General features: G+C 65.6%; 23 protein-coding genes, 2 tRNA genes and 1 other RNA gene. 19 read left to right on the top strand and 7 right to left on the bottom strand.

The genetic code is table 11. The features are described from left to right. Positions 1 to 7 precede the first annotated feature (7 nt). Complete coding sequence (locus AC3WQA_RS03835; protein ID WP_492673771.1) at positions 8 to 1,516, top strand: NADH-quinone oxidoreductase subunit M; 1,509 nt, start codon at positions 8 to 10, stop codon at positions 1,514 to 1,516. A gap of 12 nt (positions 1,517 to 1,528) precedes the next feature. Next, a complete protein-coding gene (gene nuoN, locus AC3WQA_RS03830) occupies positions 1,529 to 2,971 on the top strand; it encodes an NADH-quinone oxidoreductase subunit NuoN (protein ID WP_492673770.1) in 1,443 nt (480 codons plus the stop codon). A gap of 176 nt (positions 2,972 to 3,147) precedes the next feature. Here the strand turns inward: nuoN and AC3WQA_RS03825 are convergent. Then, a tRNA-Val gene (locus AC3WQA_RS03825) sits at positions 3,148 to 3,222 on the bottom strand. A 97-nt stretch (positions 3,223 to 3,319) separates the two neighbouring features. Here AC3WQA_RS03825 and AC3WQA_RS03820 point away from each other — a divergent pair. Continuing rightward, entirely contained in the window at positions 3,320 to 3,652 is a 333-nt protein-coding gene (locus tag AC3WQA_RS03820) for a lipid-A-disaccharide synthase N-terminal domain-containing protein (protein WP_492673769.1), read from the top strand. A 95-nt stretch (positions 3,653 to 3,747) separates the two neighbouring features. Here the strand turns inward: AC3WQA_RS03820 and metH are convergent, their stop codons facing one another. From metH to AC3WQA_RS03805, 3 genes are read right to left on the bottom strand one after another with little or no spacing between them, the layout of a single operon-like run. Next, positions 3,748 to 6,549: a methionine synthase gene (gene metH / locus AC3WQA_RS03815; protein WP_492673768.1), complete on the bottom strand. Its 2,802-nt coding sequence runs from the start codon at positions 6,547 to 6,549 to the stop codon at positions 3,748 to 3,750. After that, the gene (locus tag AC3WQA_RS03810) at positions 6,546 to 7,628 is read right to left on the bottom strand and encodes a homocysteine S-methyltransferase family protein (protein ID WP_492673767.1); all 1,083 of its coding nucleotides are present in this window, start codon (positions 7,626 to 7,628) and stop codon (positions 6,546 to 6,548) included. Before AC3WQA_RS03810 ends, metH begins: the two co-directional genes overlap by 4 nt. Positions 7,629 to 7,638: 10 nt before the next feature. Beyond that, positions 7,639 to 8,565 carry an ArsR/SmtB family transcription factor gene (locus AC3WQA_RS03805; protein WP_492673766.1) on the bottom strand — a complete coding sequence of 309 codons (927 nt, stop codon included), beginning with the start codon at positions 8,563 to 8,565 and terminating at the stop codon, positions 7,639 to 7,641. 160 nt (positions 8,566 to 8,725) lie between these two features. Here AC3WQA_RS03805 and AC3WQA_RS03800 point away from each other — a divergent pair, with 160 nt between their 5' ends. Beyond that, positions 8,726 to 9,886, top strand: a complete 1,161-nt coding sequence (locus AC3WQA_RS03800; RefSeq protein ID WP_492673765.1) for an acyl-CoA dehydrogenase family protein — start codon at positions 8,726 to 8,728, stop codon at positions 9,884 to 9,886. A 94-nt stretch (positions 9,887 to 9,980) separates the two neighbouring features. On the opposite strand, the gene AC3WQA_RS03795 is transcribed toward AC3WQA_RS03800, so the two are convergent. Both AC3WQA_RS03795 and AC3WQA_RS03790 read right to left on the bottom strand, forming a co-directional pair. Continuing rightward, positions 9,981 to 10,655 (bottom strand): DUF6445 family protein, encoded by a 675-nt coding sequence (locus tag AC3WQA_RS03795; protein WP_492673764.1) that lies wholly within the window; start codon positions 10,653 to 10,655, stop codon positions 9,981 to 9,983. 4 nt (positions 10,656 to 10,659) lie between these two features. Beyond that, positions 10,660 to 11,469: an SDR family NAD(P)-dependent oxidoreductase gene (locus AC3WQA_RS03790; protein WP_492673763.1), complete on the bottom strand. Its 810-nt coding sequence runs from the start codon at positions 11,467 to 11,469 to the stop codon at positions 10,660 to 10,662. 110 nt (positions 11,470 to 11,579) lie between these two features. Here AC3WQA_RS03790 and tpiA point away from each other — a divergent pair, with 110 nt between their 5' ends. The 12 genes from tpiA to AC3WQA_RS03730 all read left to right on the top strand — a co-directional run bounded on the left by tpiA (position 11,580) and on the right by AC3WQA_RS03730 (position 19,979). Continuing rightward, positions 11,580 to 12,329 (top strand): triose-phosphate isomerase, encoded by a 750-nt coding sequence (tpiA, locus tag AC3WQA_RS03785; protein WP_492673762.1) that lies wholly within the window; start codon positions 11,580 to 11,582, stop codon positions 12,327 to 12,329. A gap of 22 nt (positions 12,330 to 12,351) precedes the next feature. Next, entirely contained in the window at positions 12,352 to 12,777 is a 426-nt protein-coding gene (gene secG, locus AC3WQA_RS03780) for a preprotein translocase subunit SecG (RefSeq protein WP_492673761.1), read from the top strand. Positions 12,778 to 12,788: 11 nt separating this feature from the next. Continuing rightward, a tRNA-Leu gene (locus tag AC3WQA_RS03775) sits at positions 12,789 to 12,873 on the top strand. Between the two features lie 182 nt (positions 12,874 to 13,055). Further along, the gene (locus AC3WQA_RS03770) at positions 13,056 to 14,279 is read left to right on the top strand and encodes a tyrosine-type recombinase/integrase (protein ID WP_492673760.1); all 1,224 of its coding nucleotides are present in this window, start codon (positions 13,056 to 13,058) and stop codon (positions 14,277 to 14,279) included. A gap of 92 nt (positions 14,280 to 14,371) precedes the next feature. Further along, positions 14,372 to 15,118 carry a hypothetical protein gene (locus AC3WQA_RS03765; protein ID WP_492673759.1) on the top strand — a complete coding sequence of 249 codons (747 nt, stop codon included), beginning with the start codon at positions 14,372 to 14,374 and terminating at the stop codon, positions 15,116 to 15,118. Positions 15,119 to 15,218: 100 nt separating this feature from the next. Further along, entirely contained in the window at positions 15,219 to 15,446 is a 228-nt protein-coding gene (locus AC3WQA_RS03760) for a helix-turn-helix transcriptional regulator (RefSeq protein ID WP_492673758.1), read from the top strand. Further along, positions 15,443 to 15,583 (top strand): hypothetical protein, encoded by a 141-nt coding sequence (locus tag AC3WQA_RS03755; RefSeq protein WP_492673757.1) that lies wholly within the window; start codon positions 15,443 to 15,445, stop codon positions 15,581 to 15,583. Before AC3WQA_RS03760 ends, AC3WQA_RS03755 begins: the two co-directional genes overlap by 4 nt. 29 nt (positions 15,584 to 15,612) lie before the next feature. After that, entirely contained in the window at positions 15,613 to 15,990 is a 378-nt protein-coding gene (locus AC3WQA_RS03750; RefSeq protein WP_492673756.1) for a CHC2 zinc finger domain-containing protein, read from the top strand. After that, positions 15,987 to 18,062, top strand: a complete 2,076-nt coding sequence (locus AC3WQA_RS03745; protein ID WP_492673755.1) for a YfjI family protein — start codon at positions 15,987 to 15,989, stop codon at positions 18,060 to 18,062. Before AC3WQA_RS03750 ends, AC3WQA_RS03745 begins: the two co-directional genes overlap by 4 nt. Then, the gene (locus tag AC3WQA_RS03740) at positions 18,059 to 18,706 is read left to right on the top strand and encodes a hypothetical protein (protein WP_492673754.1); all 648 of its coding nucleotides are present in this window, start codon (positions 18,059 to 18,061) and stop codon (positions 18,704 to 18,706) included. Before AC3WQA_RS03745 ends, AC3WQA_RS03740 begins: the two co-directional genes overlap by 4 nt. Beyond that, positions 18,703 to 19,368 carry a hypothetical protein gene (locus AC3WQA_RS03735; protein ID WP_492673753.1) on the top strand — a complete coding sequence of 222 codons (666 nt, stop codon included), beginning with the start codon at positions 18,703 to 18,705 and terminating at the stop codon, positions 19,366 to 19,368. The genes AC3WQA_RS03740 and AC3WQA_RS03735 overlap by 4 nt, the downstream gene beginning before the upstream one ends. Positions 19,369 to 19,694: 326 nt before the next feature. Next, positions 19,695 to 19,979, top strand: coding sequence for an addiction module antidote protein (locus AC3WQA_RS03730; RefSeq protein WP_492673752.1), 285 nt, complete (start codon positions 19,695 to 19,697; stop codon positions 19,977 to 19,979). 639 nt (positions 19,980 to 20,618) lie between these two features. On the opposite strand, the gene ssrA is transcribed toward AC3WQA_RS03730, so the two are convergent. Further along, positions 20,619 to 20,973, bottom strand: a transfer-messenger RNA (tmRNA) gene (gene ssrA, locus AC3WQA_RS03725). A 374-nt stretch (positions 20,974 to 21,347) separates the two neighbouring features. On the opposite strand from ssrA, the gene hisS reads away from it, so the two are divergent. The 3 genes from hisS to AC3WQA_RS03710 all read left to right on the top strand — a co-directional run bounded on the left by hisS (position 21,348) and on the right by AC3WQA_RS03710 (position 25,233). Beyond that, on the top strand, positions 21,348 to 22,811 hold the full coding sequence (gene hisS / locus AC3WQA_RS03720; protein WP_492673751.1) for a histidine--tRNA ligase: 1,464 nt from the start codon (positions 21,348 to 21,350) through the stop codon (positions 22,809 to 22,811). Between the two features lie 106 nt (positions 22,812 to 22,917). Further along, positions 22,918 to 24,819, top strand: coding sequence for an HAL/PAL/TAL family ammonia-lyase (locus AC3WQA_RS03715; RefSeq protein ID WP_492673750.1), 1,902 nt, complete (start codon positions 22,918 to 22,920; stop codon positions 24,817 to 24,819). 15 nt (positions 24,820 to 24,834) lie between these two features. After that, on the top strand, positions 24,835 to 25,233 hold the full coding sequence (locus AC3WQA_RS03710) for a DUF6165 family protein (RefSeq protein ID WP_492673749.1): 399 nt from the start codon (positions 24,835 to 24,837) through the stop codon (positions 25,231 to 25,233). Positions 25,234 to 25,247 lie beyond the last annotated feature (14 nt).

The raw sequence follows: 25,247 nt of genomic DNA, 5'->3' as shown, positions 1-25,247 counted from the left end.
AGCACTCATGTTCAATCACTTGCTCAGCCTGCTGATCTGGCTGCCCATCGTCGGCGCGGTACCGGTTCTGATGGCCGGCGCCAACCGACCCGACCTGGCGCGCTGGCTCGCGTTGCTCGTCATGGTGCTCACCTTCGTGGCGAGCCTGTTCCTGCTGCCGCACTACGACGCGGGGCAGGGCGGCATGCAACTGGTGGAGAACCACCTGTGGGCGGCTTCGATCAACGTGCATTACGCGCTTGCCGTGGACGGCATCTCGGTGGCGCTGATCCTGCTCACCACCTTCGTCGGCATCCTGGTGGTGGTCGGCGCGTGGGAGGTCATCAAGTCCAACACGCACCAGTACATGGCAGCGATGCTGGCGCTTGAAGGCCTCCTGATCGGCGTGTTCTGCGCCACCGACGCCTTGCTGTTTTACGTGTTCTTCGAGGCCATGCTGATCCCGATGTTCATCCTCATCGGCGTCTGGGGCGGCCCGCGGCGCGTGTATGCGACGCTGAAGTTCTTCATCTACACCTTCCTCGGCTCGATCTTCATGTTGATCGCGCTGTTGTACCTGTACCACAAGGCCGGTACCTTCGATCTGCACACGCTGGCGGCGCTGCCGCTGACCGCGATGGAGCAGACCTGGATCTTCTTCGCCTTCCTGATCGCCTTCGCGATCAAGGTGCCCATGGTGCCGGTGCATACCTGGCTGCCCGATGCGCACGTGGAAGCGCCCACTGGCGGCTCGGTGGTGTTGGCGGCGGTGATGCTGAAGGTTGGCACCTACGGCATGCTGCGCTTCATCCTGCCGATCGTGCCCGATGCTGGCGCGCACTACGTGTGGCTGGTGATTGCCCTCAGCTTGGTCGCCATCGTCTACATCGGCTACGTGGCGCTGGTGCAGGAGGACATGAAGAAGCTGGTGGCGTATTCCTCCATCGCGCACATGGGCTTCGTCACCCTGGGCATCTTCATTGCGTTCCTGCTGGTGCGCGAGATCGGCGATGTCGACACCGCGCGGCTGGGCATGCAGGGCGCCATGGTGCAGATGATTTCGCACGGCTTCGTTTCCGGCGCGATGTTCACCTGCATCGGCGTGATGTACGACCGCCTGCACACCCGCCTCATCAAGGATTACGGCGGCCTCATCAACGTGATGCCGTGGTTCGGCTTCTTCTACGTGCTGTTCGCGATGGCCAACACCGGCCTGCCGGGCACCAGCGGCTTCGTGGGCGAGTTCATGGTGGTGCTGGCCAGCTTCAAGGCCAGCCCGCTGGTGGCCTTCTTCGCCGCCTTCACCCTGGTGATCGGTGCCGGCTACACGCTGTGGCTGGTCAAGCGCGTGCTGTGGGGCGAGATCACCAACCCGCACGTGGCCGAGATGAAGGACATCAACGGTCGCGAAACCTTCGTGCTGGGCGCCTTCGCCGCGCTGGTGCTGGCACTGGGCATCTGGCCGGCGCCGCTGATCCATCTGATGGACAGCTCGGTGACGCAGCTGATGCAGCAGCTCGCCATCCACAAGATTTAAGCAGGATCGAACATGCCAACCTTCAACGACATCCTGGTCTTGCTGCCCGAGTTCTATCTGGTGGCGGCGGCGTGCGTGCTGCTACTCGCCGATGCCTTCATCAAGCCCGAACAGCGCGGCATGCTGCACTGGCTCTCGGTCATCGTGCTGCTGGTGGCCACCTATCTGGTGGTGATGGGCCAGCCCGACTTCACCGTCACCGCCTTCGGCGGCATGTTCATCCGCGACCAGACTTCGGAAGTGGTGAAGGCCTTCGCGTTGATCTGCACCACGCTGGTGTTCATCTTCGCCAAGCCCTACCTCGTCGACCGCAAGCAGTTTGTCGGCGAGTTCTACACGCTGATGATCTTCGCCGTGCTGGGCGTGATGCTGCTGGCCTCGGCCGGCAACTTGGTGATGATCTACCTGGGTCTGGAACTCCTGACCCTGTCGTCCTACGCGCTGGTGGCGCTGAACCGCGACTCGCCGCTGTCGTCCGAGGCCGCGATCAAGTATTTCGTGTTGGGCGCGCTCTCCTCCGGCATGCTGCTGTACGGCATGTCGATGGTCTACGGAGCCACCGGCACGCTGGACTTGGTGCAACTGCACGGCGCCGTTGTGCACAGCGCGATGCCGCACCTGCTGGTGTTCGGGCTGATCTTCATGCTGGTGGGCATCGCCTTCAAGCTGGGCGCGGCGCCGTTCCACATGTGGATTCCCGACGTTTACCAAGGCGCCTCCACCCCAGTCACCACCTTCATCGCCTCGGCCTCCAAACTGGCCGCCTTCGTGATGGCATGGCGTCTGCTCGACACCGGGCTGGCTGATCTGTCGAACTACTGGCAGCCGATGCTGGCGGTGATCGCGGCGCTCTCCATGGTGATCGGCAACTTCGTGGCCATCGTGCAGACCAACCTGAAGCGCATGCTGGCCTACTCGACCATCTCGCACATGGGCTTTCTGTTGATGGGCTTGGTCGAAGCCAACCCGGCGGGCTATGCCAACGCGCTGTTCTACGCGGTGTGCTACGCGCTGATGAGCACGGTGGCCTTCGGCGTGATCTTGGCGTTGGCCCGCAGCGGCTTCGAGTGCGAGGAAATCGCCGACCTCAAGGGCTTGAACCAGCGCTCGCCGTGGTTCGCCGCGCTGATGGCACTGGCGATGTTCTCGCTGGCCGGCGTGCCGCCGCTGTTCGGCTTCTACGCCAAGTACCGCGTGCTGCAATCGGCCATCGACGCCAACTACCTGTGGCTGGCCATCGTCGGCATCGTCTGCGCCATCGTCGGCCTGTACTACTACCTGCACGTGGTCAAGGTGATGTACTTCGACCAGCCGCAGGAGGGTGGCGCCGACCAGAGCGCGCCCGATATGTCGATGCGTGTGGTGCTTTCCATCAACGGCCTTGCCTTGCTCGCGCTGGGCGTGTACTGGGGCCCGCTGCTGGGTTGGTGCCGCCATTCGTTCGGCCTGGGCTGAGCGGGCTCGAACCCCGCAGCCGCCACTCACCATCAAGACGCGCTGGCGTACGGCCGGCTCTCCCGCGAGAGTCCGGTCGCGAGCCAGCGCGTTTCTGCACATGCCTCGCCAGCAGCCTCGGCGCGCGGAGCAACGAAAAAGGCCACCCGTGCGGGTGGCCTTTTCGTCGATTCGATTGGTGGGCGGTACAAGGATCGAACTTGTGACACCTGCCGTGTGAAGGCAGTGCTCTACCGCTGAGCTAACCGCCCGCCGGGAGCGCGAAACTATACGAGGTGTCGTGGGCAAGGTCAACCGTTTTTGCGTGCTCGCGTAGAATGCCGGTTTCCCCGCTCACCGGATCGCGCCATGCCCCATGATTTCGCCCATGCGCTGCAGGCCTTGCAGCAATTCCAGCTGACGCCGTGGAAGGCGGTCGGCTACCTGGGAACGCTGATGTTCACCAGCCGCTGGTTCGTGCAGCTCTACTACACGCGCAAGTACAAGCGGGTGGTGATGCCGCTGGCGTTCTGGTGGCTGTCGGTATTGGGTAGCGCCCTGTTGCTGGCCTATTTCGTGCTGGGCAAGAACGACTCGGTGGGGATCCTTTCCAATTTCTTCCCGGTGTTCGTGTCGGTCTACAACCTCATCGTGCATCTGCGCCATCGCAAGAACGGCATGGCCGACGACGCCACCGCGTGATCGGTTTCATGTAGGGGCGCGCCTTGTGCGCGATGTTCCTCATCACGTGACGGAAAGCATCGCGCACAAGCTGCTCTCCTACAGAGGCGGCGAGGTCAGTCCGGGTCGTAGTCGAGGTTGGCGGCGAGCCAGCGTTCGGCTTCGGTCTGGCTCCAGCCCTTGCGTTTGGCGTAGTCCTGCACCTGTTCCAGGCTCAGCCGGCCGACCACGAAATACTGGCTGCCGGGGTGCGAGAAGTACCAGCCGGAGACGGCGGCCGCCGGGTACATCGAGAAGCCTTCGGTGAGTTCGATGCCGGCGTTGTTGGTGGCGTCCAGCAGTTTGAACAGCGTGGCTTTCTCGGTGTGGTCGGGGCAGGCGGGATAGCCGGGGGCGGGGCGGATGCCCTGGTATTTCTCGGCGATCAGCGCCTCGTTGTCGAGGCTTTCGTCGGGCACGAAACCCCAGAACTCCTTGCGCACGCGCTGGTGCATGCGCTCGGCGAAGGCTTCGGCGAAGCGGTCGGCCAGGGCTTTCAGGATGATCGCGGAGTAGTCGTCGTGCTCGGCGTGGAAGTGCTCCAGATGCGGCTCGATGCCGAGGCCCGCGGTGACGGCGAAGCCGCCGATCCAGTCGGGTTTGCCGAACGCCTTCGGCGCGATGAAATCGGCCAGGCACAGGTTGGGGCGTTCCACCGGCTTGTCGGCCTGCTGGCGCAGGTGGTGCAACATGATTTTCCCCTCTCCCCGTGGGAGAGGGTGCCCCGAAGGGGTGGGAGAGGGTACGGGCGGAGCGAGGTTCCGCGCTTCGGCCGTACCCTCTCCCCCAACCCCTCTCCCGGAGGGAGAGGGGAGCGGTTCCACGACGATCTCCACGTCGTCGCCGACGCTCGCAGCCGGCCAGAAGCCGATTACCGCGCGTGCCTTCAGCCACTTCTCGCCCACGATCTTGTCGAGCATCGCTTGCGCGTCGGCGAACAGTTCGCTGGCCTGCGCGCCGACCACGGGATCGGTGAGGATGGCGGGATAGTGTCCGGCCAGTTCCCAGGCCTGGAAGAACGGCGTCCAGTCGATGATTTCGCGCAGTTCGGCGAGGCTGTAATCGTCGAACACGGTGAGGCCGGGCTGCACCGGCTGCGGCGGATCGTAGCTGGCCCAGTCGCAGCGGAAGCGGTTGCCGCGCGCATGTTCCAGCGTCACCAGTTTCTTGCCGGGGCCGCGGTGCTTGTGGCGCTCGCGCACCTCGGCGTATTCGCTGCGCACCTTGGCCAGGAAGCCGTCCACCAGATCCTTGCTGACCAGCGACTGCGCCACGCCGACCGCGCGCGAGGCGTCCTTCACCCACACGCAGGCGGTTTCGTAGTGCGGCTCGATCTTGATCGCGGTGTGCGCGCGCGAGGTGGTGGCCCCGCCGATCAGGAGCGGGATGTTGAAGTTGCGCCGCTTCATTTCGCGGGCGACGTGGGCCATCTCTTCCAGCGAAGGGGTGATCAGGCCGGAGACGCCGATCATGTCGGCGTGCTCCTCGATCGCGGTGTCGAGGATCTTCTGCGCCGGCACCATCACGCCGAGGTCGACCACTTCGAAGTTGTTGCAGGCGAGCACCACGCCCACGATGTTCTTGCCGATGTCGTGCACATCGCCCTTGACCGTGGCCATCACGATCTTGCCGTTGGACTTGCTGGTGTCGCCGCTGAGCTTTTTCTCTTCCTCCATGAAGGGCAGCAGGTAGGCCACCGCCTTCTTCATCACGCGGGCGGACTTGACCACCTGCGGCAGGAACATCTTGCCGGCGCCGAACAGGTCGCCGACCACGTTCATGCCGTCCATCAGCGGGCCTTCGATCACGTCCAGCGTGCGCGTCACGCCCTGGCGCACTTCCTCGGTGTCCTCCACCACGAACTGGTCGATGCCGTGCACCAACGCGTGCTCCAGCCGCTTGCGCACCGGCAGTTCGCGCCAGGCCAGCGCACTGTCGTTGTCCTGGCCGCGCGCGCCCTTCTTGTGCCTCTCGGCAATTTCCATCAGCCGCTCGGTGGCGTCGGCGCGGCGGTTCAGCACCACGTCTTCCACGCGCTCGCGCAGCTCGGGTTCGAGTTCGTCGTAGATCGCCAGCTGGCCGGCGTTGACGATGCCCATGTCCATGCCGGCGCGGATGGCGTGATACAGGAACACGCTGTGGATCGCCTCGCGCACGGTGTCGTTGCCGCGGAACGAGAACGACACGTTGGAGACGCCGCCGGAGAGATGCGATAGCGGGAAGCGCTTCTTCAGCTCCTTGCACGCCTCGATGAAGTTCACCGCGTTGTCGGCGTGCTCCTCGATGCCGGTGGCGATCGGGAAGATGTTGGAGTCGAAGAAGATGTCCTCGGGCGGGAAGCCCACTTCCTCGGTGAGCAGCCGGTACGAGCGCTCGCAGATTTCCAGGCGGCGCGCCACGCTGTCGGCCTGGCCGTTCTCGTCGAAAGCCATCACCACCGTGGCGGCGCCGTAGCGCAGGATTTTTCGCGCCTGCTCGAGGAACGGACCTTCGCCTTCCTTCAGCGAGATCGAGTTGACCACGCCCTTGCCTTGCAGGCACTTGAGGCCGGCCTCGATCACGCTCCACTTGGAGGAGTCCACCATCACCGGGATCTTGGCGATGTCCGGCTCGGCGGCGATCAGGTTGAGGAACTTCACCATCGCCGCTTCGGCGTCGAGCAGCCCTTCGTCCATGTTCACGTCGAGGATCTGCGCGCCGCTCTCCACCTGCTGGCGGGCCACTTCCACCGCTTCGTCGTAGCGGTCTTCCTTGATCAGCTTCTTGAACTTGGCCGAGCCGGTGACGTTGGTGCGCTCACCGACGTTGACGAACAGCAGGTCGGGGGTGATGACCAGCGGTTCAAGGCCGGACAGGCGAGTGTGGCGCGTCATGCTCATGCGGCCTCCGCCTGGTCGGCTGAAGGCAGTGCACGCGGGGCGATGCCGCGCACTGCCTCGGCGATCGCCTTGATGTGCGCCGGCGTGGTGCCGCAGCAGCCGCCGACCAGGTTGAGCAGGCCGTCGTGGGCGAAGCCTGCGATCACGCCGGCCATGTGTTCGGGCGTCTCGTCGTACTCGCCGAACGCGTTGGGCAGGCCAGCGTTCGGGTGGGTGCTGATACGGCAGTCGGCGATGCCGGCGAGGGTCTGCACGTGCGGGCGCAGGTCGTCGGCGCCCAGGGCGCAGTTGAAGCCCACCGACAAGGGCCGTGCGTGCGCCACCGAGTAGTAGAAGGCTTCGGCGGTCTGGCCCGAGAGCGTGCGGCCGGAGCGGTCGGTAATGGTGCCGGAGATCATGATGGGCAGGCGCGCGCCGCGCTGCTCGAACACGCTGGACAGCGCGAACAGCGCGGCCTTGGCGTTCAAGGTGTCGAAGATGGTTTCCACCATCAGGATGTCGGCGCCGCCGTCGATCAGGCCGTTGGCGGCATCGGTGTAGTTGCCGACCAGCTCGTCGAAGCTCACGTTGCGAAAGCCCGGATCGTTGACGTCGGGGGAGAGCGAGGCGGTGCGGCTGGTCGGGCCGAGCACGCCGATCACGAAGCGCGGTTGGGCCGGGTTCTTCGCGGCGAACGCATCGCAGGCCTCGCGCGCGAGCCGCGCGCCGGCGGCGTTCAATTCGTAGGCGAGGTGTTGCAGGCGGTAGTCGGCCTGGCTGATGTGGGTGGCGTTGAAGGTGTTGGTTTCCACCAGATCCGCACCGGCGGCGAGGTAGGACTCGTGCACGCCGCGGATGATGTCGGGGCGGGTGAGGCTCAAGAGGTCGTTGTCGCCCTTGAGGTCGCAGCCCGGGTGGTCGTGCCCGTGCGCGTGGCCGTCGTGGCCGTGCTCGAAGCGCTGGCCGCGGAAGTCGCTTTCGCCCAGGTGGTGGGCCTGGATCATCGTGCCCATCGCGCCGTCGATGATGAGGATGCGCTCGCCGAGCGCGGCTTCGAGCTGGGCGACACGCGCGGGGTGGAGCCAGGGCAGGGTGTTCATCGATGGGGTCTCACTTCTTCTGCGCGAGCAGGCTGATGACTTCGAAATGTGGCGCCTTGCGCTCGCGGCTCAGGCGATTGCAGCTCACCACGGCGAGCCCGGCGGCATTGGCATGGCCGCGCAATGCCGCTTCGGTGAAGCCGAGATTCTTGTGGTCGAACGGCGCCACTACCGCGCGGTGGTCGTGCTTGCCCAACGTCACCGCCAGCAGGCGACCGCCGGGGCGCAGTACGCGGGCGGCTTCGGCCACTGCCTGCGCCGGGCGTTCGGCATAGGTGAGCGCGTGCAGCATCAACACCAGGTCGAAGCGGCGCTCGCCCAAGTCCAGCGCGTGCATGTCGCCCTGGCGCACCGCGACGTTGGGAAAGGCTTGCAGGCGTTTCGCGGCGGCTTCGGCCACGCGCTCGCTGGAGTCCACGCAGACGATGGAATGCGCGTGCGGCGCCAGCAGCTCGGCGGTGATGCCGTCGCCGGAGGCGATGTCCAGCACGTCGCCGGTGCCCAGGAGTTGCAGCAAGGCGCGCGCCAAGGTTTCCCAGGTGCGGCCCGGTGAATAATGCCGCTCCATGTCGCCGGCCACCGCATCGGCCCAGCCTTCGGCGCGGGCGCGGTTGGCCAGCACGGCGGGCAGCCGGGCGGCATCCTCGCGCAACAGCGCGTCGTCGATGTTCTCGCGCAACGAGGCGATCAACACGTGCTGGCGTTCGTCGCCCTCGTTGTTGGCGCGATAGTAGGCGGAGACGCCGGCCCGGCGGTCGCGCACCAGGCCAGCCTCCTTCAGCTTGGCCAGATGGGTGGACACGCGCGGCTGCGCCAGGTGCAGCACGGCGGCCAGTTCGGCCACGGTGAGTTCCTCGCCTTCCAGCAAGGCCAGCAGGCGCACGCGGGTGGGGTCGGCCAAAAGGCGCAGCACGCCGGAGGCGGTTGCCAAGTCCATTGTTATCCCTTTATCGCGATAAAGCGATGCTTAGTCTGGGCCGGCGCTCGCCGATCGTCAAGACACAGCGCCCGGGTTTGTTGCGGGCGCGCAGCGCCTGCGCGGCGACAGCGTTTAAAATGACCGGCTTGCCGTCCACTTTTCGTTATCGGGGTTCCCCATGGATTTCAGCTTTACCGAAGACCAGTTGGCCATCCAGGCCGTCGCGCGCGACTTTGCCGAAAAGCGCATCAAGCCAGTGGCGGCCGAGCTGGACGAGCGGGGCGAGTTTCCGCTGGAGAACATCCGTGAGATGGGTGGACTGGGTTTGATGGGCATTGAAGTGCCGGTGCAGTACGGCGGCGCCGGCATGGATCCCATCGCCTATACGCTGGCGATGATCGAGATTGCCAGCGCCGATGCCGCCACGGCCACCATCATGTCGGTCAACAATTCGCTGTTCTGCAACGGCATCCTGAAGCACGGCACGGAGGAGCAGAAGCAGAAGTACGTGCGTGCCATCGCCGAAGGGCAGGCCATCGGCGCCTACGCGCTGACCGAGCCGCAATCCGGCTCCGACGCCTCGGCCATGCATACGCGCGCCACGAAGAACGCGAGCGGCGACTGGGTCATCAATGGCAAGAAGAGCTGGATCACCTCGGGCATGGTGGCGCGCTACATCATCCTGTTCGCCATCACCACACCAGGTATCGGCGCCAAGGGCGTGTCGGCCTTCGTCATCGACACGCAGCGCCCGGGCTTCCACGCCGGCAAGAGCGAGCCCAAGCTGGGCATCCGCGCCTCGGCCACCTGCGAGATCGAGTTCACCGACTACGTGTGCCCGAAGGAAAACCTGCTGGGGCCGGAAGGCAAGGGTTTCGCCATGGGCATGAGCCTGCTCGACGCCGGGCGCATCGGCATCGCCTCGCAGGCGGTGGGCATCGCGCGCGCGGCCTACGAGGCCACGCTGGGCTGGGTGCGCGAGCGCAAGGCCTTCGGCCACCCCATCGGCAGCTTCCAGATGACCCAGGCCAAGATCGCCGACATGAAGTGCAAGCTGGACGCGGCCACCCTGCTCACCCTGCGCGCCGCCTGGGCCAAGCACGAGGCCGAGAAGAACAGTGGTCGTTTCGGCACCGAGGCTTCGGTGGCCAAGCTCACCGCCTCGGAAGCGGCCATGTGGATCACCCACCAAGCCGTGCAGATCCATGGCGGCATGGGCTACTCGCGCGAGTTGCCGCTGGAGCGCTACTTCCGCGACGCCAAGATCACCGAGATCTACGAAGGCACCAGCGAAATCCAGCGCATCGTGATCGCGCGCAACGAGACCGGGTTGCGGTAGGCGGGAATCGGGAATCGGGATGTTCTGCTTGTCTCCCTCTCCCCCGGCTTTGCCGGGGGAGAGGGTTGGGGTGAGGGGGGCTTTGCTTCCCGCCTCACGCCATCCAGAAAAATACCGCCGTCATGCGCTTGCTGGCGATGCCGTCCAGCCCCCAGTACGCGCTGGCGCTGTGGATGAGGTTGGCCTTGTACACCAGCAGCCGGTTGCAGCGATGCGCCACGCGCACGTCCTCGGCAAAGGCGTTGGGTTGCACGAAGCGGTTGCCCAGCGCGTCCACCAGGTTGCGGTGCGGCGGCAACACGATGTTGCCGCCCAGTTGGCCATTGGCGAAGCGCTGGCGGAAGAAACTGGTGCCGCAGTGTTCCGGCACGTCCGGGTTGAGATAAAGCACGGCGGCGTAGCGGCACAGGTTCAGTGAATCGGTATGCGGCTTCACCGCGCCTTCCACCGCGCCCACCACCTGCACGCAGTTGTGATTGAGCTTCTGTCCGGCGTCGGTTTCGCCCACCCACAGTTTCTTCGCGCCGATGGCTGCGCGCACCTTGCCCTCGATCAGCGCCAGCTCGTCCTCCGTCAGCGCCGGTATCGCGCGCATGCCCGGCCAGACCTCGCCGGTGGTCGGATAGCCGTATTCCCAGTCGGTCTTGGCCAGACAGCGCTCGCGCACTGCCTCATGCGTGGGCAGCGCATCGTCCAGCACCCAGTAGTCGCGCCCCGGCGTGGGCTTGCGGTAGGGCAGGGGGCGCATCTGGGTGGGCAACAGGCTCATGGCTTCATTCGGCGTTTTGGCGATAGCGGCGAGCTTGCCTTGCCGAAAGACGCAGCGCCAGACGATCGGGCATCAGCTTGAACACGCCCTTGATGAGGCGGTTGACGCGGCCGCTCACATGCACCGCCTCGCCGCGCTCCACCGCGGCGATGCCTTCGGCCACCACCGCCGGCGCCTGCTGCCACAGCGCACCGGGCAACCGGTTCATCAGCGCGCGCGTGCCGGTGACGTCGTGGAATTCCGAGTAGGTGAACCCCGGGCACAGCGCGCACACATGCACGCCGTGGGCGCGGTTCTCCAGCGCCAGGCCTTGCGAGAACTTGATGAGAAAGGCCTTGGCCGGCGCGTACAGCGTATGCCCGGCAGTGCCCGGCACGTGACCGGCCAGCGAGGCCACGTTGACGATGCGGCCGTAGCCGCGCTGGCGCATGCCGGGCAGGAGGCGCCAGGCGAGCTCCAGCGGCGCGTTCACCAGCACCTGCATGAAATCGGCATGAGTGCGCCAGGGATTGGCGTCGAAACGGCCCGGTACGCCATAGCCGGCGTTGTTGATGAGCCAGTCCACCATCAGCCCGCGTTCGGCCAGCGCCGTGCACAGCGCCTGCGGCGCACCCGGGTTGGCCAGGTCGGCCGCCAGCACCGTCATCTGGCCGCCGTGCCGTGCGTGCAGTTCGGTTGCCAGCGCTTCGAGGCGGTCGGTGCGGCGTGCGGTGAGCACCAGGTCATGCCCGCGTGCCGCCAGCGCGTGGGCAAAGGCGGCGCCAATACCGGCGGAGGCGCCGGTGACAAGGCTCAGGGGGCGACTGCGCGACATGGGGTGCTCGCATACGGAAGATGTCGCATCTTGCACATTGCGATGCAGCAATACCAGCCGCCCGGCATTCCGTAAAATCGCGCCTTTGCACGAAACGGACGGAAGCAACCATGCGCAAGAAGCTCGTTGCCGCGAACTGGAAAATGTATGGCAGCCGCGCCATGGCCACCGCCTTGTGCGGCGAGATCGTCGCCGCCGACACCCGCGGCATCGACGTGGTGATCTGCCCGCCGGCCCCGTACCTGGATACCGTGGCGGCAGCCTGCGCCGGCAGCGCCGTCGGCGTGGGCGCGCAGGATCTGAGCGCGCATGAAGCGCCCGGCGCCTATACCGGTGAAGTGGCCGGCGCGATGCTGGCCGACTGCGGCGCGCGCTGGGTGCTGGTGGGCCACTCCGAGCGCCGCCGTTACCACGGCGAAAGCGATGAGCTGGTGGCGCGCAAGTTTCTCGCCGCGCGGGCCAGCGGCCTCGTGCCGGTGCTGTGCCTGGGCGAAACGCTGGCGCAGCGCGAAGCCGGCGAAACCGAAGCGGTGATTGCCAACCAATTGCGTGCGGTGCTTGCGACCGCCGGCATCGCGGCCTTCGAAACGGCCGTGATCGCCTACGAGCCGGTGTGGGCCATCGGCACCGGCCACACCGCCACGCCGGAGCAGGCGCAACAAGTGCACGCCTTCATCCGTAGCCAACTCGAAAAAGAAGATGCTACAATCTCCGGTCTGACCCGGCTGCTTTACGGCGGTAGCGTCAAGGCGGCCAATGCCGCCGAGTTGTTCGCGCAGGCGGACGTGGATGGCGGCTTGATCGGCGGGGCATCGCTGGTGGCAGCCGATTTCCTCGGCATTTGCGCGGCGGCACAATAGTCGATACAGGCCCGATCACGACATGTTTGTCATCTTCAGCGTGTTTTACATTTTGATCGGCGCGGCCATGACCGTGCTGATCCTGCTGCAAAACGGCGAAGGCGCCAGCGCCGGGTCCGGTTTTGGCGGCGGCGCCTCGGCCACGGTGTTCGGCGCGCGTGGCTCGGCCAACTTCCTGACCCGTGCCACCAGTGTGCTCGCCGCCCTGTTCTTCGCGCTGAGCATCGCGATGGGTGTGTACCTGCACCACAACGGCGCGCAGCAGAGCAGCAACGCCGACCTCGGCGTGATGTCCGGCGTAACCACACCGGCCAAGCCGGCGCCGACGGCGGCCGTCCCGGCCAATCCGGAAGTACCCACCGCGCCGGCCGCCGCCAAGCAGAAGGTTCCCGCGGCACCCGCAGCGAGCCAGCAAGGCGAAGTGCCCGCACCACAGCAGCAGCATTAAGCAAGACACCTGCCCAGGTGGCGGAATTGGTAGACGCACTACCTTGAGGTGGTAGCGCCGTAAGGCGTAGGGGTTCGAGTCCCCTCTTGGGCACCATTTGAGCATCACGCAATATCCCGTAACATCACTAAAGCCCTGATTTCAGGGCTTTTTTGTTGCCTTGTGGCCGGAGTGGCGCCCCGTAAGCTCCCCGGCTTACCGTTGAGTTACCGCAATTTTGACGGTAGCTTGGACGGTAACCGGGCGCCCGTCCGGTAACTCGCTGTGAGGTTACCGTCATGCTGACCCCTTCCGCCGTGGCGAACGCCAAGCCGCAAGCCAAGCCGTACAAGCTGGCCGACGAGCGCGGCATGTACCTGCTGGTGAGGCCGGACGGCGCGCGGTGGTGGCGTTTCGACTACCGCCGGCCCGACTCGGGCAAGCGCAACACCCTGAGCCTTGGCACCTATCCGGACGTTTCCCTGCGCAAGGCCCGCGACAAGCGCGACGAGGCCCGCAAGCTGGTGGCTGACGGCACCGACCCCGGCGAGCAACGGCAGGAAGCCAAGGCCGCCAAGATCGAGGCGGCGACCGTGGCAGGGGATACCTTCGAGGCCGTGGCGCGCGAATGGTTGGCACGGCAGGAAGGTGCCGAAGTCACCCTGCGCAAGTCGCAGTGGACGCTGGAAACCTGCCTGTTCGCCGAGATCGGCAGCACTCCATTGACCGCAGTCACCCCCCGCCTGCTGCTGGATGCCCTGCGCAAGGTCGAGGCCACCGGCAAGCTGGAAACCGCCAAGCGCGCACGGATCAAGGCGGGGCAGGTCTTCCGCTGGGCGATCCTTGAAGGCCGCGCCGAGCTAGATCCCACCGCCAGCCTGCGCGGTGCTTTGAAGTCGCCCAAAACCAAACACCACGCCAGCATCACCGACCCTGCACGCATCGGCGAACTGTTGCGCGCCATCGACGGTTTCGCCGGTCAGCCCGTCACGCTCGCCGCGTTGAAGCTGGCGCCGCTGGTATTCGTGCGCCCCGGCGAACTGCGGCAGGCGGAGTGGGCGGAGTTCGATCTTGCCGATGCCATGTGGCGCATCCCTGGCCCGCGCATGAAGATGAAGGCAGCGCACATCGTGCCCTTGTCTGCGCAAGCCGTGGCGATCCTGCGCGAGCTGCAACCACTCACTGGCACCGGGCGCTATGTCTTCCCCGGCCTGCGCAGCGCCAGCCGCCCCATGAGCGAGAACACCGTGAATGCCGCCCTGCGCCGGTTGGGCTATGGCAGCGACGAGATGACCGGTCACGGCTTCCGCAGCATGGCCGCGTCGCGCTTGAACGAAATGGGCTGGAACGCGGACGCCATCGAGCGCCAGCTAGCGCATGCCGAATCGAACAAGGTGCGCGAGGCATACACGCACGCCGCGCAATATCTGGATGAACGCACGCGCATGATGCAGGCGTGGGCCGACTACTTGGACGCCCTGCGCGCCGGCGGCGACGTCGTGCCGTTCCGCCGCAAGGCATAATCGAATCACCACGGCTAGGCCGGCCAGCCGAACGCGGGAAACCTTCACCCGTTGCCGTGGCGTTCCTTTGAAGGCGCGGGAAGGAGCGCGCGATGGCAAGGAAGGTGCAAATAGTTGGAACCGAGCGAGCGTTGAAACATCGTCCGCTTAGTGGCGACGATCTGCTAGACATGTTGTGTGCCGCATCGGAGAGCCGTGCGGCACGCAACGGCTTTACGCAAGCAATGGACATCGTGCACCTTACTTTGCCTAAAGCATTTGCTAAGGATGGCGGCCCGACTATCGATGAGGTGCGCAAGCGCGTTATCGATGAGATCTATGGCCCGCTGCTGGGCGACAACGACTTTTCGGAGTCGGTTCTTAGGGCATGCATTCAGGAGACTTTCAAGCGAGGGCTTTGTGTTGACGTAACGTATGAAGTGGTCGCGTATTGCGTCTTTGCCGTAAGAGCTTATTTCGACGGCGATGAATCGTTGTCGTGGTCATATGCCAGTGATGCCAGCTATTGGGCTGGCGTTGTGATGATGGTGGCGAAGCAACGCGGATTGCCTGCGCCCGCTGTAATCAGAAAGCAACTAGCAGACCTGCGAAGCTCACAAGCGCGTGCTGCGGCACAGGCCAAGCTAGCCAATGACCCGGTTCAGGCCGCTAAGGCCGAAGCGTTCAAGCTGTGGCAGGAACGCCACGCCGGCAAGCATCCGAAGCTAGGCACGAATGAGCAATTCGCCACCGAGTGCATGCGCCGCTGGCCCGTGCTGACAAGCTCCAAAGTGATATGCGGCTGGTGCACCGCATGGACGAAGGAAGCCAAGGCGAAGCAATCCCAGTCTGCTAGCTGACAGGCCATTGTGCTAGCTCAGTGGCAGCGGCAGCGCGTCATACGATGAGCATTCCTGACAAGCCCCGCGACGTCACGCGGGCACTGTCGAGGATGCTGATATGTCATCAAATAACCCGCTTGCCCCGCAACTTGCGGCCAAGATCGAACCCGGCGACCTGCTGACCGAGCAGGAAGCCGCCGCCACCCTGAATTGCGCCATCCGCACCCTGCGGAACTGGCGCGCCCTGCGCAAAGGCCCGCGCTTCCACAAGATCGGCGCCCGTCTGGTGCGTTATCGCCGCGCCGACCTGTTGGCGTTCATCGAGTGCGAAGGGGACGCGGCATGACGCGCCCGTCATTCGCCCGCCTTGCCGATGCGCTGCTGGTGGCGGCGATCCACACCATCGCGTGCGCGCTTGCCGTGCCATTGCTGGCGCTGGATGGCGTGCAGCGCGTGCGCCGCTGGCTGGGGGTGAAGCCATGAACCGGCACCCCGGAAACGAAAAGCCCCGCGTGCGAGGCGGGGCCGGGATCGAGCGCAAGGGTAGTCGGGAATATCTCAACCACGCGGGCGCATTGTACGGCGACAGCCGCGCCAGCGCCTACCTGCCGATGGACTGGCGCCAGCGCCTGCCGAACCCCGCCAGCTACTACGCGCAGCACGTTGCCAAGCTGGGCAGCGCGAACCCGAAGGGCTGGGCGCAGGGGCTGTGCCCCTTCCATGAGGATCATTCCCCGTCCCTGGGCGTCCACGTTGCCGACGGTGGCGCCTACAGGTGCATGGCCTGCGGTGCGAAGGGCCGCGACGTGGTGGCGTTCCACATGGCACGCACCGGCTACGGCTTCAAGGAAGCGGTGCGCGACCTGATCGGCTTGGAGGCGCGCGCATGAACGCGGTCATCCAAGAATCACCGCAACAAGCTGCCCGCCGGCTGGCGCAAGCCGTGGTGCGCGGCGCGTTCACGCCGGAAGGCCTGCACGAATACCAGCACGCGGACGGCACGCCGGCATTCTGGCGCTGGCGCGTGCGCAAGGCCGACGGCAAGAAGGAAATGCGCGCCATGAGCTGGAACGGAACCGCCTACGTGCCGGAAGAACCGAAAGCGCCAGCGGCGGGAAAGCTGCTGTATCGCCTGCCCGAACTGCTGGCCGCCGATCCTGCGCAACCCGTGTGGATCGTCGAGGGCGAGAAAAAGGTGGAAGCGCTGCACAAGCTGGGCATGGCCGCCACCACGTCCGGTAGCTGCACCAGCGCCAGCGGTGCGGACTGGACGCCACTGCAAGGCCGGCATTGCGTGCTGTGGCCCGACCACGACGCACCCGGCGACAAGTACATGCGCGAAGTCGCGGCCAAGCTGCACGCCATCGGCTGCACCGTGGAGCGAATCGACGTTGCCACCCTGAGCCTGCCCGAGAAAGGCGACGTGGTGGACTGGCTGGCGCAGCATCCGAACGCCACGGCGGATGACGTGCTGGCGCTGCCTGCTATCAGGGCGGAACAGGCACCAGCGTCAGCGGCGGAAGCCTGCGCACCCGAACCGCTACGCCGTCCGCTGTCGCCGCCGCAGGAATACCCCATCGACGCCCTGGGCGCGGTGCTGGGCAATGCCGCTAGGCGCATTCACGCGGTTGTACAGGCGCCAGCCGGCCTATGCGGCCAATCGGTACTCGCTGCCGCATCGCTGGCGGTGCAAGCGCATGCGGACGTGAGCTTGTCCGGCAGTGTCGAGCCTTTGAGCTTGTGGCACGTCACCATCGCCGAGAGTGGCGAGCGCAAAAGTGCCGCCGACAAGTGGGCACTCAAGGCACACGACGAACACGAAAAGGCGCGGCTTGCCGAGTGGAGGAACGCGAAGGCCGCGCACGACATCGACGTGTCCGCCTACAACGCCGCCGCGCGCAATGCCGAAAGGGGCAAGGACGTCGCCGTCATCCGCAGCGCACTGGACGCGCTGGGCGCCCCGCCAGAGGCGCCGCTGCTGCCGTACCTGCTGGTGAGCGAGCCGACGATGGAGGGCTTGCACAAGGCGTATCAGGCCGGGCAGCCGAGCATCGGGCTATTCAACGACGATGCGGGCGATTTTCTGGGCGGCCACGCGATGAACAAGGACAACCGCACGAAGTCCGCCGCGAGTTTCTCGAAGCTTTGGGATGCCGGCCGATTCGACCGCGTGCGGGCTGGCGACGGCGCGGGCAAATACTACGGGCGCCGGCTGGCGCTGCACTTGATGGTGCAGCCGATCATCGCGGAAGGCGTGCTAAGCGATGACGTTCTGACCGGGCAAGGCTTCCTTGCGCGCTGCCTGCTGGCGTGGCCGCAGTCTGCCATCGGCACCCGCGAATATCAGGATATCGACCTGTCCCGCGATGCCGACCTGCTGCACTACTGGCAGCGCATGCGCGACCTGCTGGCGGCGGCGCCGATCATGGCGCCGGGCACTCGCAACGAACTGCAACCGCGCGTGCTGGCGCTGGCACCAGACGCTATGGCGCTATGGATCAAGGTCAAGGACGCCATCGAGGCGGCGATGCTGGGTGCGTACGCCGGCATTCATGCCTGGGCGAGCAAGGGCGGTTCGCAGGTGGCGCGGATCGCGGGCGTGTTGACGCTGGTGGACGATCCGACCGCGGGCGTGATCCAGTGCGACGCCATCGAGCGTGCCGCCAAGTTGACCATGTACCACCTAGACGAAGCGGCGCGGATCGTGGGCACTGCCAGCGTGCCGGCGCCGGTACGGCATGCCGAACTGCTGCGCGACTGGTGCAGGGAAACTGGGCGCACCTTCCTGTATTCCAGCGACGCGCTGACCAAAGGCCCGAACGTCATACGCACAAAGGATGCTTTTGAGGCGGCTATGGAACGGTTAGAGGCGGCAGGCTGGGCCGAGTGGATCGAAGGCGGCGCGGTACTGGACGGCAAGCGCCGGGCGAAGGTCTGGCGGATGCGGGAGGGCGAAGCATGAACGTACTGGTCGAATTGCAGAAACGCGCACGCACCGTTGCTAATCCCGCTAATTCCGCTAATCCGGCAAGGTTGAGGCTGGCCGATTCGCAGGATTCGCAGGATTCGCAAGGGGTGAAGGTTGAAACTGCACTTTGCCTCGCACCAGCCGGCGACCCTGCTGTGAGGGTGCTACGCGTCCGCCTGCTGGAACTAGCCGACCACCTGGGCATCGACGGCACCCACGTTCACCGCATCCCTAGTGCCGACCTGACCCTATGGACTGCCATCCCTGACGGCTCGCTGCGCGCGTTCCTGCTGGCGCTGGATGACACCGCCACGCGGCAGGCCGGCAAGGTGCCGGCAGGCGACACGGCAGCGATCCACTGCGCGCGGTGCGGCCCGGTCTACGTTCACCCGAGCATTGCCGCCGTGCTGCCCGTGGTGGACGGCTGGCCGCGTGCGCTGGGCTGCCCGTGGTGCGCGATCCGCAAGGCCGGTGGCTATATACCGCGTCCGCGCGTCACCTGCGAAACCTGCGCCAGCTATCGGCCCGACACGATCAATCCACCGGCAGGCGTGGGCGACTGCGCCAGCGGCCACGGCATGCACTACCCGATGCAGCGGCATGGCTGCGGCGACCACAACCCGAGGGCGACACCATGACCGTCAAGTCAAAGAAGGCCAAACCCGAGCCGCCGAAATCCAACACGTTGAAGGTTCAAAGCGAACCGGGCGAATCACGCGAGGCGATGAATGCGAGGCTGGCCGTTGAACCGTGCATGGCGGCTGCCTGTGTGTCTGCTACCTTCGCGCGAACCTTCGGAGATATCGACCTGGCCGAACTGCACGGCGCCATTTTGGACAAGACGAAGCGCGTCCATGACGGCAACCTGCGCGAGGTGGAATCCACACTCACGGCGCAGGCCGTGGCGTTGAATAGCATCTTCACGGACATGGCGCGCAGGGCGGCGATGAACGCGGGCGAATACTTGGGCGCCGCCGAGACGTACTTGAAGCTGGCGCTACGGGCGCAAAGCCAGTGCCGCGCCACGCTGGAAACGCTGGCGGCGATCAAGAACCCGCCCGTGGTGTTCGCCAAGCAGGCCAACATCGCGCACGGACACCAGCAAGTGAACAACGGCACGCCGGTCGCGCCCGCGCGAGAAACCGAAAAGCCGCAGACCGAACTTTTGGAGCACGATCATGGCGAATGGCTGGACACCCGAGCGGCGAGCGCGGCAGGCCGAAGCAATCCGGCGCTGGCAGCCGTGGAAGCAATCCACCGGCCCACGCACAAAGGCGGGCAAGGCCAGCGCCAGCCGTAACGGATGGAAGGGCTGCACACGCCCGATGCTGCGCCAGCTTGCGAAAGAACTACGCGCGCAGCGGGAATGGCTGGACGAGGTGGAAGGCTGACCAATCGTCCGCGCATCGTGTTTGCGAAACAAACCCCATGGAAGGCGCCCATATCGCGCGCGAGGGCGCTCGGGCATCGGCTCGCGCCTGACTATCCGGACAGCCTGCCGCTATGTATCCTAGTGGATACACTCAACGCATGCCCTATACCGTCATGCAAACCGAGGCATTCGCGACAAGGCATCGCAGCGGCGCGACATACGCCACGCCCAGCAACTGGCGAAGGAGGCATAACATGAACGCAAAACTGCAACCCTTCGACATGGCCGACCTGCTGGAAAGCGAGGCGGCGGTTGCCGAATACCTGTCGCAAGTGCTGGCCGATGGCGATACCGACGAACTGCTGCGCGCACTGGGGCACGTCGCCAAGGCGCGCGGCATCGCCGAGATTGCCGAGGCGTCGGGCTTGGGACGTGAAAGCCTGTACAAGGCGCTGCGCCCCGGCGCGAAGCCACGTTTCGAGACACTGGCGAAGGTCTGCCACGCGGTGGGCGTGAAGCTGGTGGCCGTTCCTGTCTGAAAGCTGCCGGCGCTGAGTGTCGCGTACGGAAAGCGGTAACTTTGACGGTAGATTTAAAGTAGAGGCCTCGCAATCCTTGCCAATGCTGGCTTTTCGATGCCCCTCTTGGCACCATTACATAGTCCGGCAACGCCCAGTACGGGCCAAGAAGACTAGAGAAACCCGCCACTCAGGCGGGTTTTTTTTATTGTCTGATTATCCAATAGTGCCCGGGGCATCCGTTGTAATCCGGTATCTGGTGAGGCGCGGTGGCGTTTGACACCCCTACGATGTTTGCGGATGCCCCCAAGCTCACTGATATCGCCATACGCAAGGTCAGGCCCGTCGACAGGTCACCGCGACTATTCCGATGGAGGTGGCCTGTACCTGAAAGTCTCGCCAGCCAGCGGCAAACTGTGGCGACCCAGGTGCCGTTTCGGTGGCAGCAGTCTCAGGCTTTACTCAGACAGTGCTCGACGCGCTCGCCCAGAACTATTGATGAGCCCCCCCCCCGAAACCCTGCGACCAATGACCCGCGACGTTTCTACTGGAATCCGGATTGCAACGGATGCCCCCGGACAGCATTGGACAAGAAAAAGGCCGGGATCCTTGATTTCTCGTGGATTTCCGGCCTTTATTGGATGCCGTTGGACGGCTTGTTGGTGGAGGTGGCGGGAGTCGAACCCGCGTCCGAAGGCGCTCAATGCCCGGATCTACATGCTTAGCTCACCGTTCGATCTCGTTTCGCGACAAGCACGGTGGACAAAGCGCACCGCGAAACCAGCCTGATTGATTTAGCCTAGAACCGCCAGGCGGCAGCGTTCGGCGATCTCATGATAATGACCCTACACCGACGAGCATGAGCACAAGTGGGTTCGGGGCTTACGCCTTAAGCGGCGAGAGCGTAGTTGTCGTCGTTGGCAACTATGAGTTTGCTGCTGGATTAACGAGGAAAGCTGCCCCCTCGGCATGCACCAAGCCATCTCACTACCCCCGTCGAAGCCAGTACACCCCCGGGGAAACTCGATTGGCTGCGGGAGTATATGGGGACGCCACCATGGGTATCAATGCCGTGCGTGCGATGGCAGCCACGGCTTGGTGCTGGTGAAGAATCCGGACGTCGGCGTGAGGGCGTCGCCGGGCGACGCCTGGTCAGCTGCGCCGCGTGAAAACCAAAGCGCCTGGTGCACCCAATATGCGGGCTGCGGCATTCGCGGCATGGCATCGAACGGGGTTGGCGAGTTGTGGCACGTTGCGCCTGGGGTGACCACCGAACCAGGCGGTTTCCCCGGCTGGCGTGGTTCTGGAGAAGCCTGGCACGGGGGCATCTGCTAACCTTGACGACTGCCGTCGCCATGGCGCGGCGCTCCCCAGTCAGCAGAGGTTTTCATGGCGCTTACCCCGGCCCGCACCATGCCCGGCGTGCTTGAGCTGTTGCCGCTCGACCAGATCGCCTTCCAGCGCATGCTGGATACCATTCGCCGCAACTACGAACGCTTCGGTTTCCTGCCGGTGGAGACGCCGGTGATCGAGTACTCCGACGTGCTGCTCACCAAGAGCGGCGGCGAGACCGAGCGGCAGGTGTATTTCGTGCAGTCCACCGGCGCGCTAGCAAGCGCTGACGATCAAATAGAAAAGCTGATTTCTCTAGCCAGTAATACAAAAACGGAGCCCAAGTCCCCTATTGAGGAACTGGTTCGACGGGCATACCCAACACCCGAGCTGGCGCTGCGCTTCGACCTCACCGTGCCGCTGGCGCGCTACGTGGCCGAGCACGAGCGCGAGCTGGGCTTTCCGTTCCGCCGCTACCAGATGCAGAAGGTGTATCGCGGCGAGCGCGCGCAGCGCGGCCGCTTTCGCGAGTTCTACCAGTGCGACATCGACGTGATCGGCAAGGATGCGCTGTCGATCCGCTACGACGCCGAGCTGCCGGCGGTGATCTACAGCGTGTTCCGCGAGCTGGACATCGGCGCCTTCACCATCCAGCTCAACAACCGCAAGCTGATGCGCGGCTATTTCGAGAGCCTCGGCATCGCCGACGGTGAGCAGCAGATGCTGGTGCTGCGCGAGGTGGACAAGCTGGACAAGCGCGGCGCCGATTACGTGCGCGACACGCTCATCGGTGAGGGCTTCGGGCTGGCGCGCGAAGTGGCCGACAAGATCCTCGCCTTCGTGCAGGTGCGCTCCACGTCGCTGGCCGACGCCTATGCGCAGTTGGACGCGCTGGGCGCGGGCCCGGAGGCGCTGGAGCAGGGCCGCGCCGAGCTGCGCGAGGTGCTGGGCCTGATCCACGCCTTTGGCGTGCCGGAGACGCATTTCGCGCTGAACTTCTCCATCGCGCGCGGGCTCGACTACTACACCGGCACTGTCTACGAGACCACGCTGAACGATCACCCGCAGATCGGCTCGATCTGTTCCGGCGGACGCTACGAGAACCTCGCCAGCCAGTACACCAAGTCGCACCTGCCCGGCGTGGGCATTTCCATCGGCCTCACCCGGCTGTATTGGCAACTGCGCGACGCCGGCCTCATCAACAGCGCGCGCAGCACGGTGGACGTGCTGGTGACCCAGATGGACGAGGCGCAGCTGCCCGCCTATCTGGCCATCGCGGGCGAGCTGCGCGCCGCTGGCATCGCCACCGAGGTGGTGCTGGAAGCGGGCAAGCTGGGCAAGCAGTTCAAGTACGCCGACCGCGCTGGTATCCGCTTCGCCGTGGTGCTGGGTGAGGATGAGCTGGCCAAGGGCACGGTAACGGTGAAGGACCTGACGCGCGGCGACCAGTTCGAGGTGGCGCGCGCCGAACTGGTGAAGACGCTGCGGGTGGAGCTGGAGCAGGCCGCAGCGATGGGTTGATGGATGCGTGTCGCGGCTGAAGTCGCTCCTGCGGCGCGGTGCCTGTGGGAGCGGCTGCAGCCGCGATCGGTTTTGGTGACGTGGCCCATGGCCCGCTGGAGCATTTGTGAGCAAGACCATTTTTCTCGACGGCAGCAACCTGACCCGCGCGCAGCTGGTGGCGGTGGCCCGTGACGGTGCGAACGTGGCGCTGGATGCGAAGCAGCTGCAGCGCGTGCAGCGCGCGGCGGATTTCCTCGCCGACAAGGTCAACTGCGGCGAGCCAACCTATGGCGTCACCACCGGTTTTGGCAGCAATGCCGACAAGCTCCTGGGCGCGCACCGCGTGCGCGACGAGTTGCCGGGCAGCCGCGCGGAGACGCCGGAAGGCACCCTGCTGGAAGAGCTGCAGCACAACCTCATCACCACCCACGCGGTGTGCGTGGGCAAACCCTTCGGCGCCGACGTGGTACGCGCCATGCTGTGCATCCGTATCAACACCTTGATGCGCGGGCACTCCGGTATCCGCGTGCAGACGCTGGAAGCGCTCACCGCGATGCTCAACGCCGGCGTGGTGCCGGTGGTGCCGGAGAAGGGTTCGGTGGGCGCCAGCGGCGATCTCGCGCCGCTCTCGCACCTGGCCATCGTGCTCTTGGGTGGCGGCGAAGCGTTCTATGCCGGCGAGCGCCTGCCGGGCGGCGAGGCGCTCAAGCGCGCTGGCCTCGCGCCGGTGCGACTGTCGTTCAAGGAAGGCCTCGCGCTCAACAATGGCACGGCGCAGATGCTGGCCACCGGTACGCTGGCGCTGCACGATCTCGAACGCCTGCTCGACACCGCCGACCTCGCCGCGGCGATGACACTGGACGCTTTCGCCGGGCGCAGCGGGGCGCTCCGCCCCGAAGTGCACGCCTTGCGCCCGCATCCGGGGCAGGTCGCGGTGGCCGCGCATGTGCGCGAACTGCTGCAAGGCTCGACCCTGGTCGACATTCCCTACCACCTGGTGCCGCGCTTCAAGTCGTGGAGTGCCGAGGCGTGGAGCGAGGCCGACGACCAGGCGCTCAGCTTCGACATTGGCTGGGACTGGGTGCCGGCCAACCAGCGCCACGGCCGTGAGGCCTTCTATGCGCGCTTCCTGCCGTTCAAGGGTGGCAAGAAGCACCAGCCGCAGGACGCCTATTGCCTGCGCTGCATGCCGCAGGTGCACGGCGCGGTGCGCGACGCCTGGGCGCAGGCCTGCCGCGTGTTCGACGTCGAACTCAACGCGGTCACCGACAACCCGCTGATCTTCCCCGATGCGGAGGGCGCGCAGTTCATCGAGGAGCAGGTGATCTCCGCCGGCCACTTCCACGGCATGCCGCTGGCGCTGGCGATGAGCTACGTGAAGGCGGCGCTGCCGGTGTTGGCCTCGATCAGCGAGCGGCGACTCAACAAGCTGGTCGACCCGGCCAACAACGACGGCCTGCCGGCTTTCCTCACTGGCAACGAGGACGGCACCGATTCCGGCTTCATGATCGTGCAGTACACCGCCGCGGCCCTGGTCAACGACCTCGCCACCCGCGCGCACCCGGCCAGTGTCTACTCGGTGCCGACCAGCGCGAACGCCGAGGACCACGTCTCGATGGGCGCCAACGAGGCGCGCCACGTGCTGGAGATGATGGAGGACGTCGGTTACGTCATCGCGCTGGAGCTGTATACCGCCGCGCAGGCGCTGGACTACCGCCAGGAAATGCTCAACGCTGCGCGCCGCCTCGCCCAGCGCGGTGGCTGGCAGGCGCTGGCGGCGAAGGTTGCCAATGCGCCGCGTGAAGGCCAGCCGCACCACGCACAATTCGTGGCCGAGGTGCAGCAGCTGGCCGCGGCGCTGACCGGTGCCGAGGATTTCCACGCCGGCGACGACGTGCGCCGTGCCCACGCAACGCTGCGCCAGCGTATCGGTTTCCTGCACCGCGACCGTGCGCTGGATGGCGACGTGCGCACCATCTGCGAACTGCTGCGCCAGGGCGCCTTCCATCCCGGCCACGTCGCCTGAACTTCGGAGCAAACCATGAGCCTGATCCAGACCCCGGTGTCCTATGGTGAGCTGATCGACAAGATCACCATCCTCGAAATCAAGTCGCGGCAGATTGTCGATGCAGCCAAGCTCGCCAATGTGCGCACCGAGCTCGATCTGCTGAACGCCACCTGGGCCGCACACCCGGCCTCGACGACCGACATCGCCGACGAACGCGCGCGTCTCGCCGCCGTCAACGCGGCGCTGTGGGAAATCGAGGACAAGATACGCCTCAAGGAAAAAGCCCAGGCCTTCGATGCCGAGTTCATCGAGCTGGCGCGTTCGGTGTATTTCCAGAACGACGTGCGCGCGGCGGTGAAGCGCGAGATCAACCTCAAGCTGGGTTCGCAGCTGGTGGAAGAGAAGTCTTACCAGGACTATCGCGCGGTGTGATTCTCACGCGTAGG

This window comes from Rhodanobacter sp. FW106-PBR-R2A-2-24, assembly GCF_058789615.1.
This window is presented reverse-complemented; position numbering and strand designations above follow the sequence as displayed.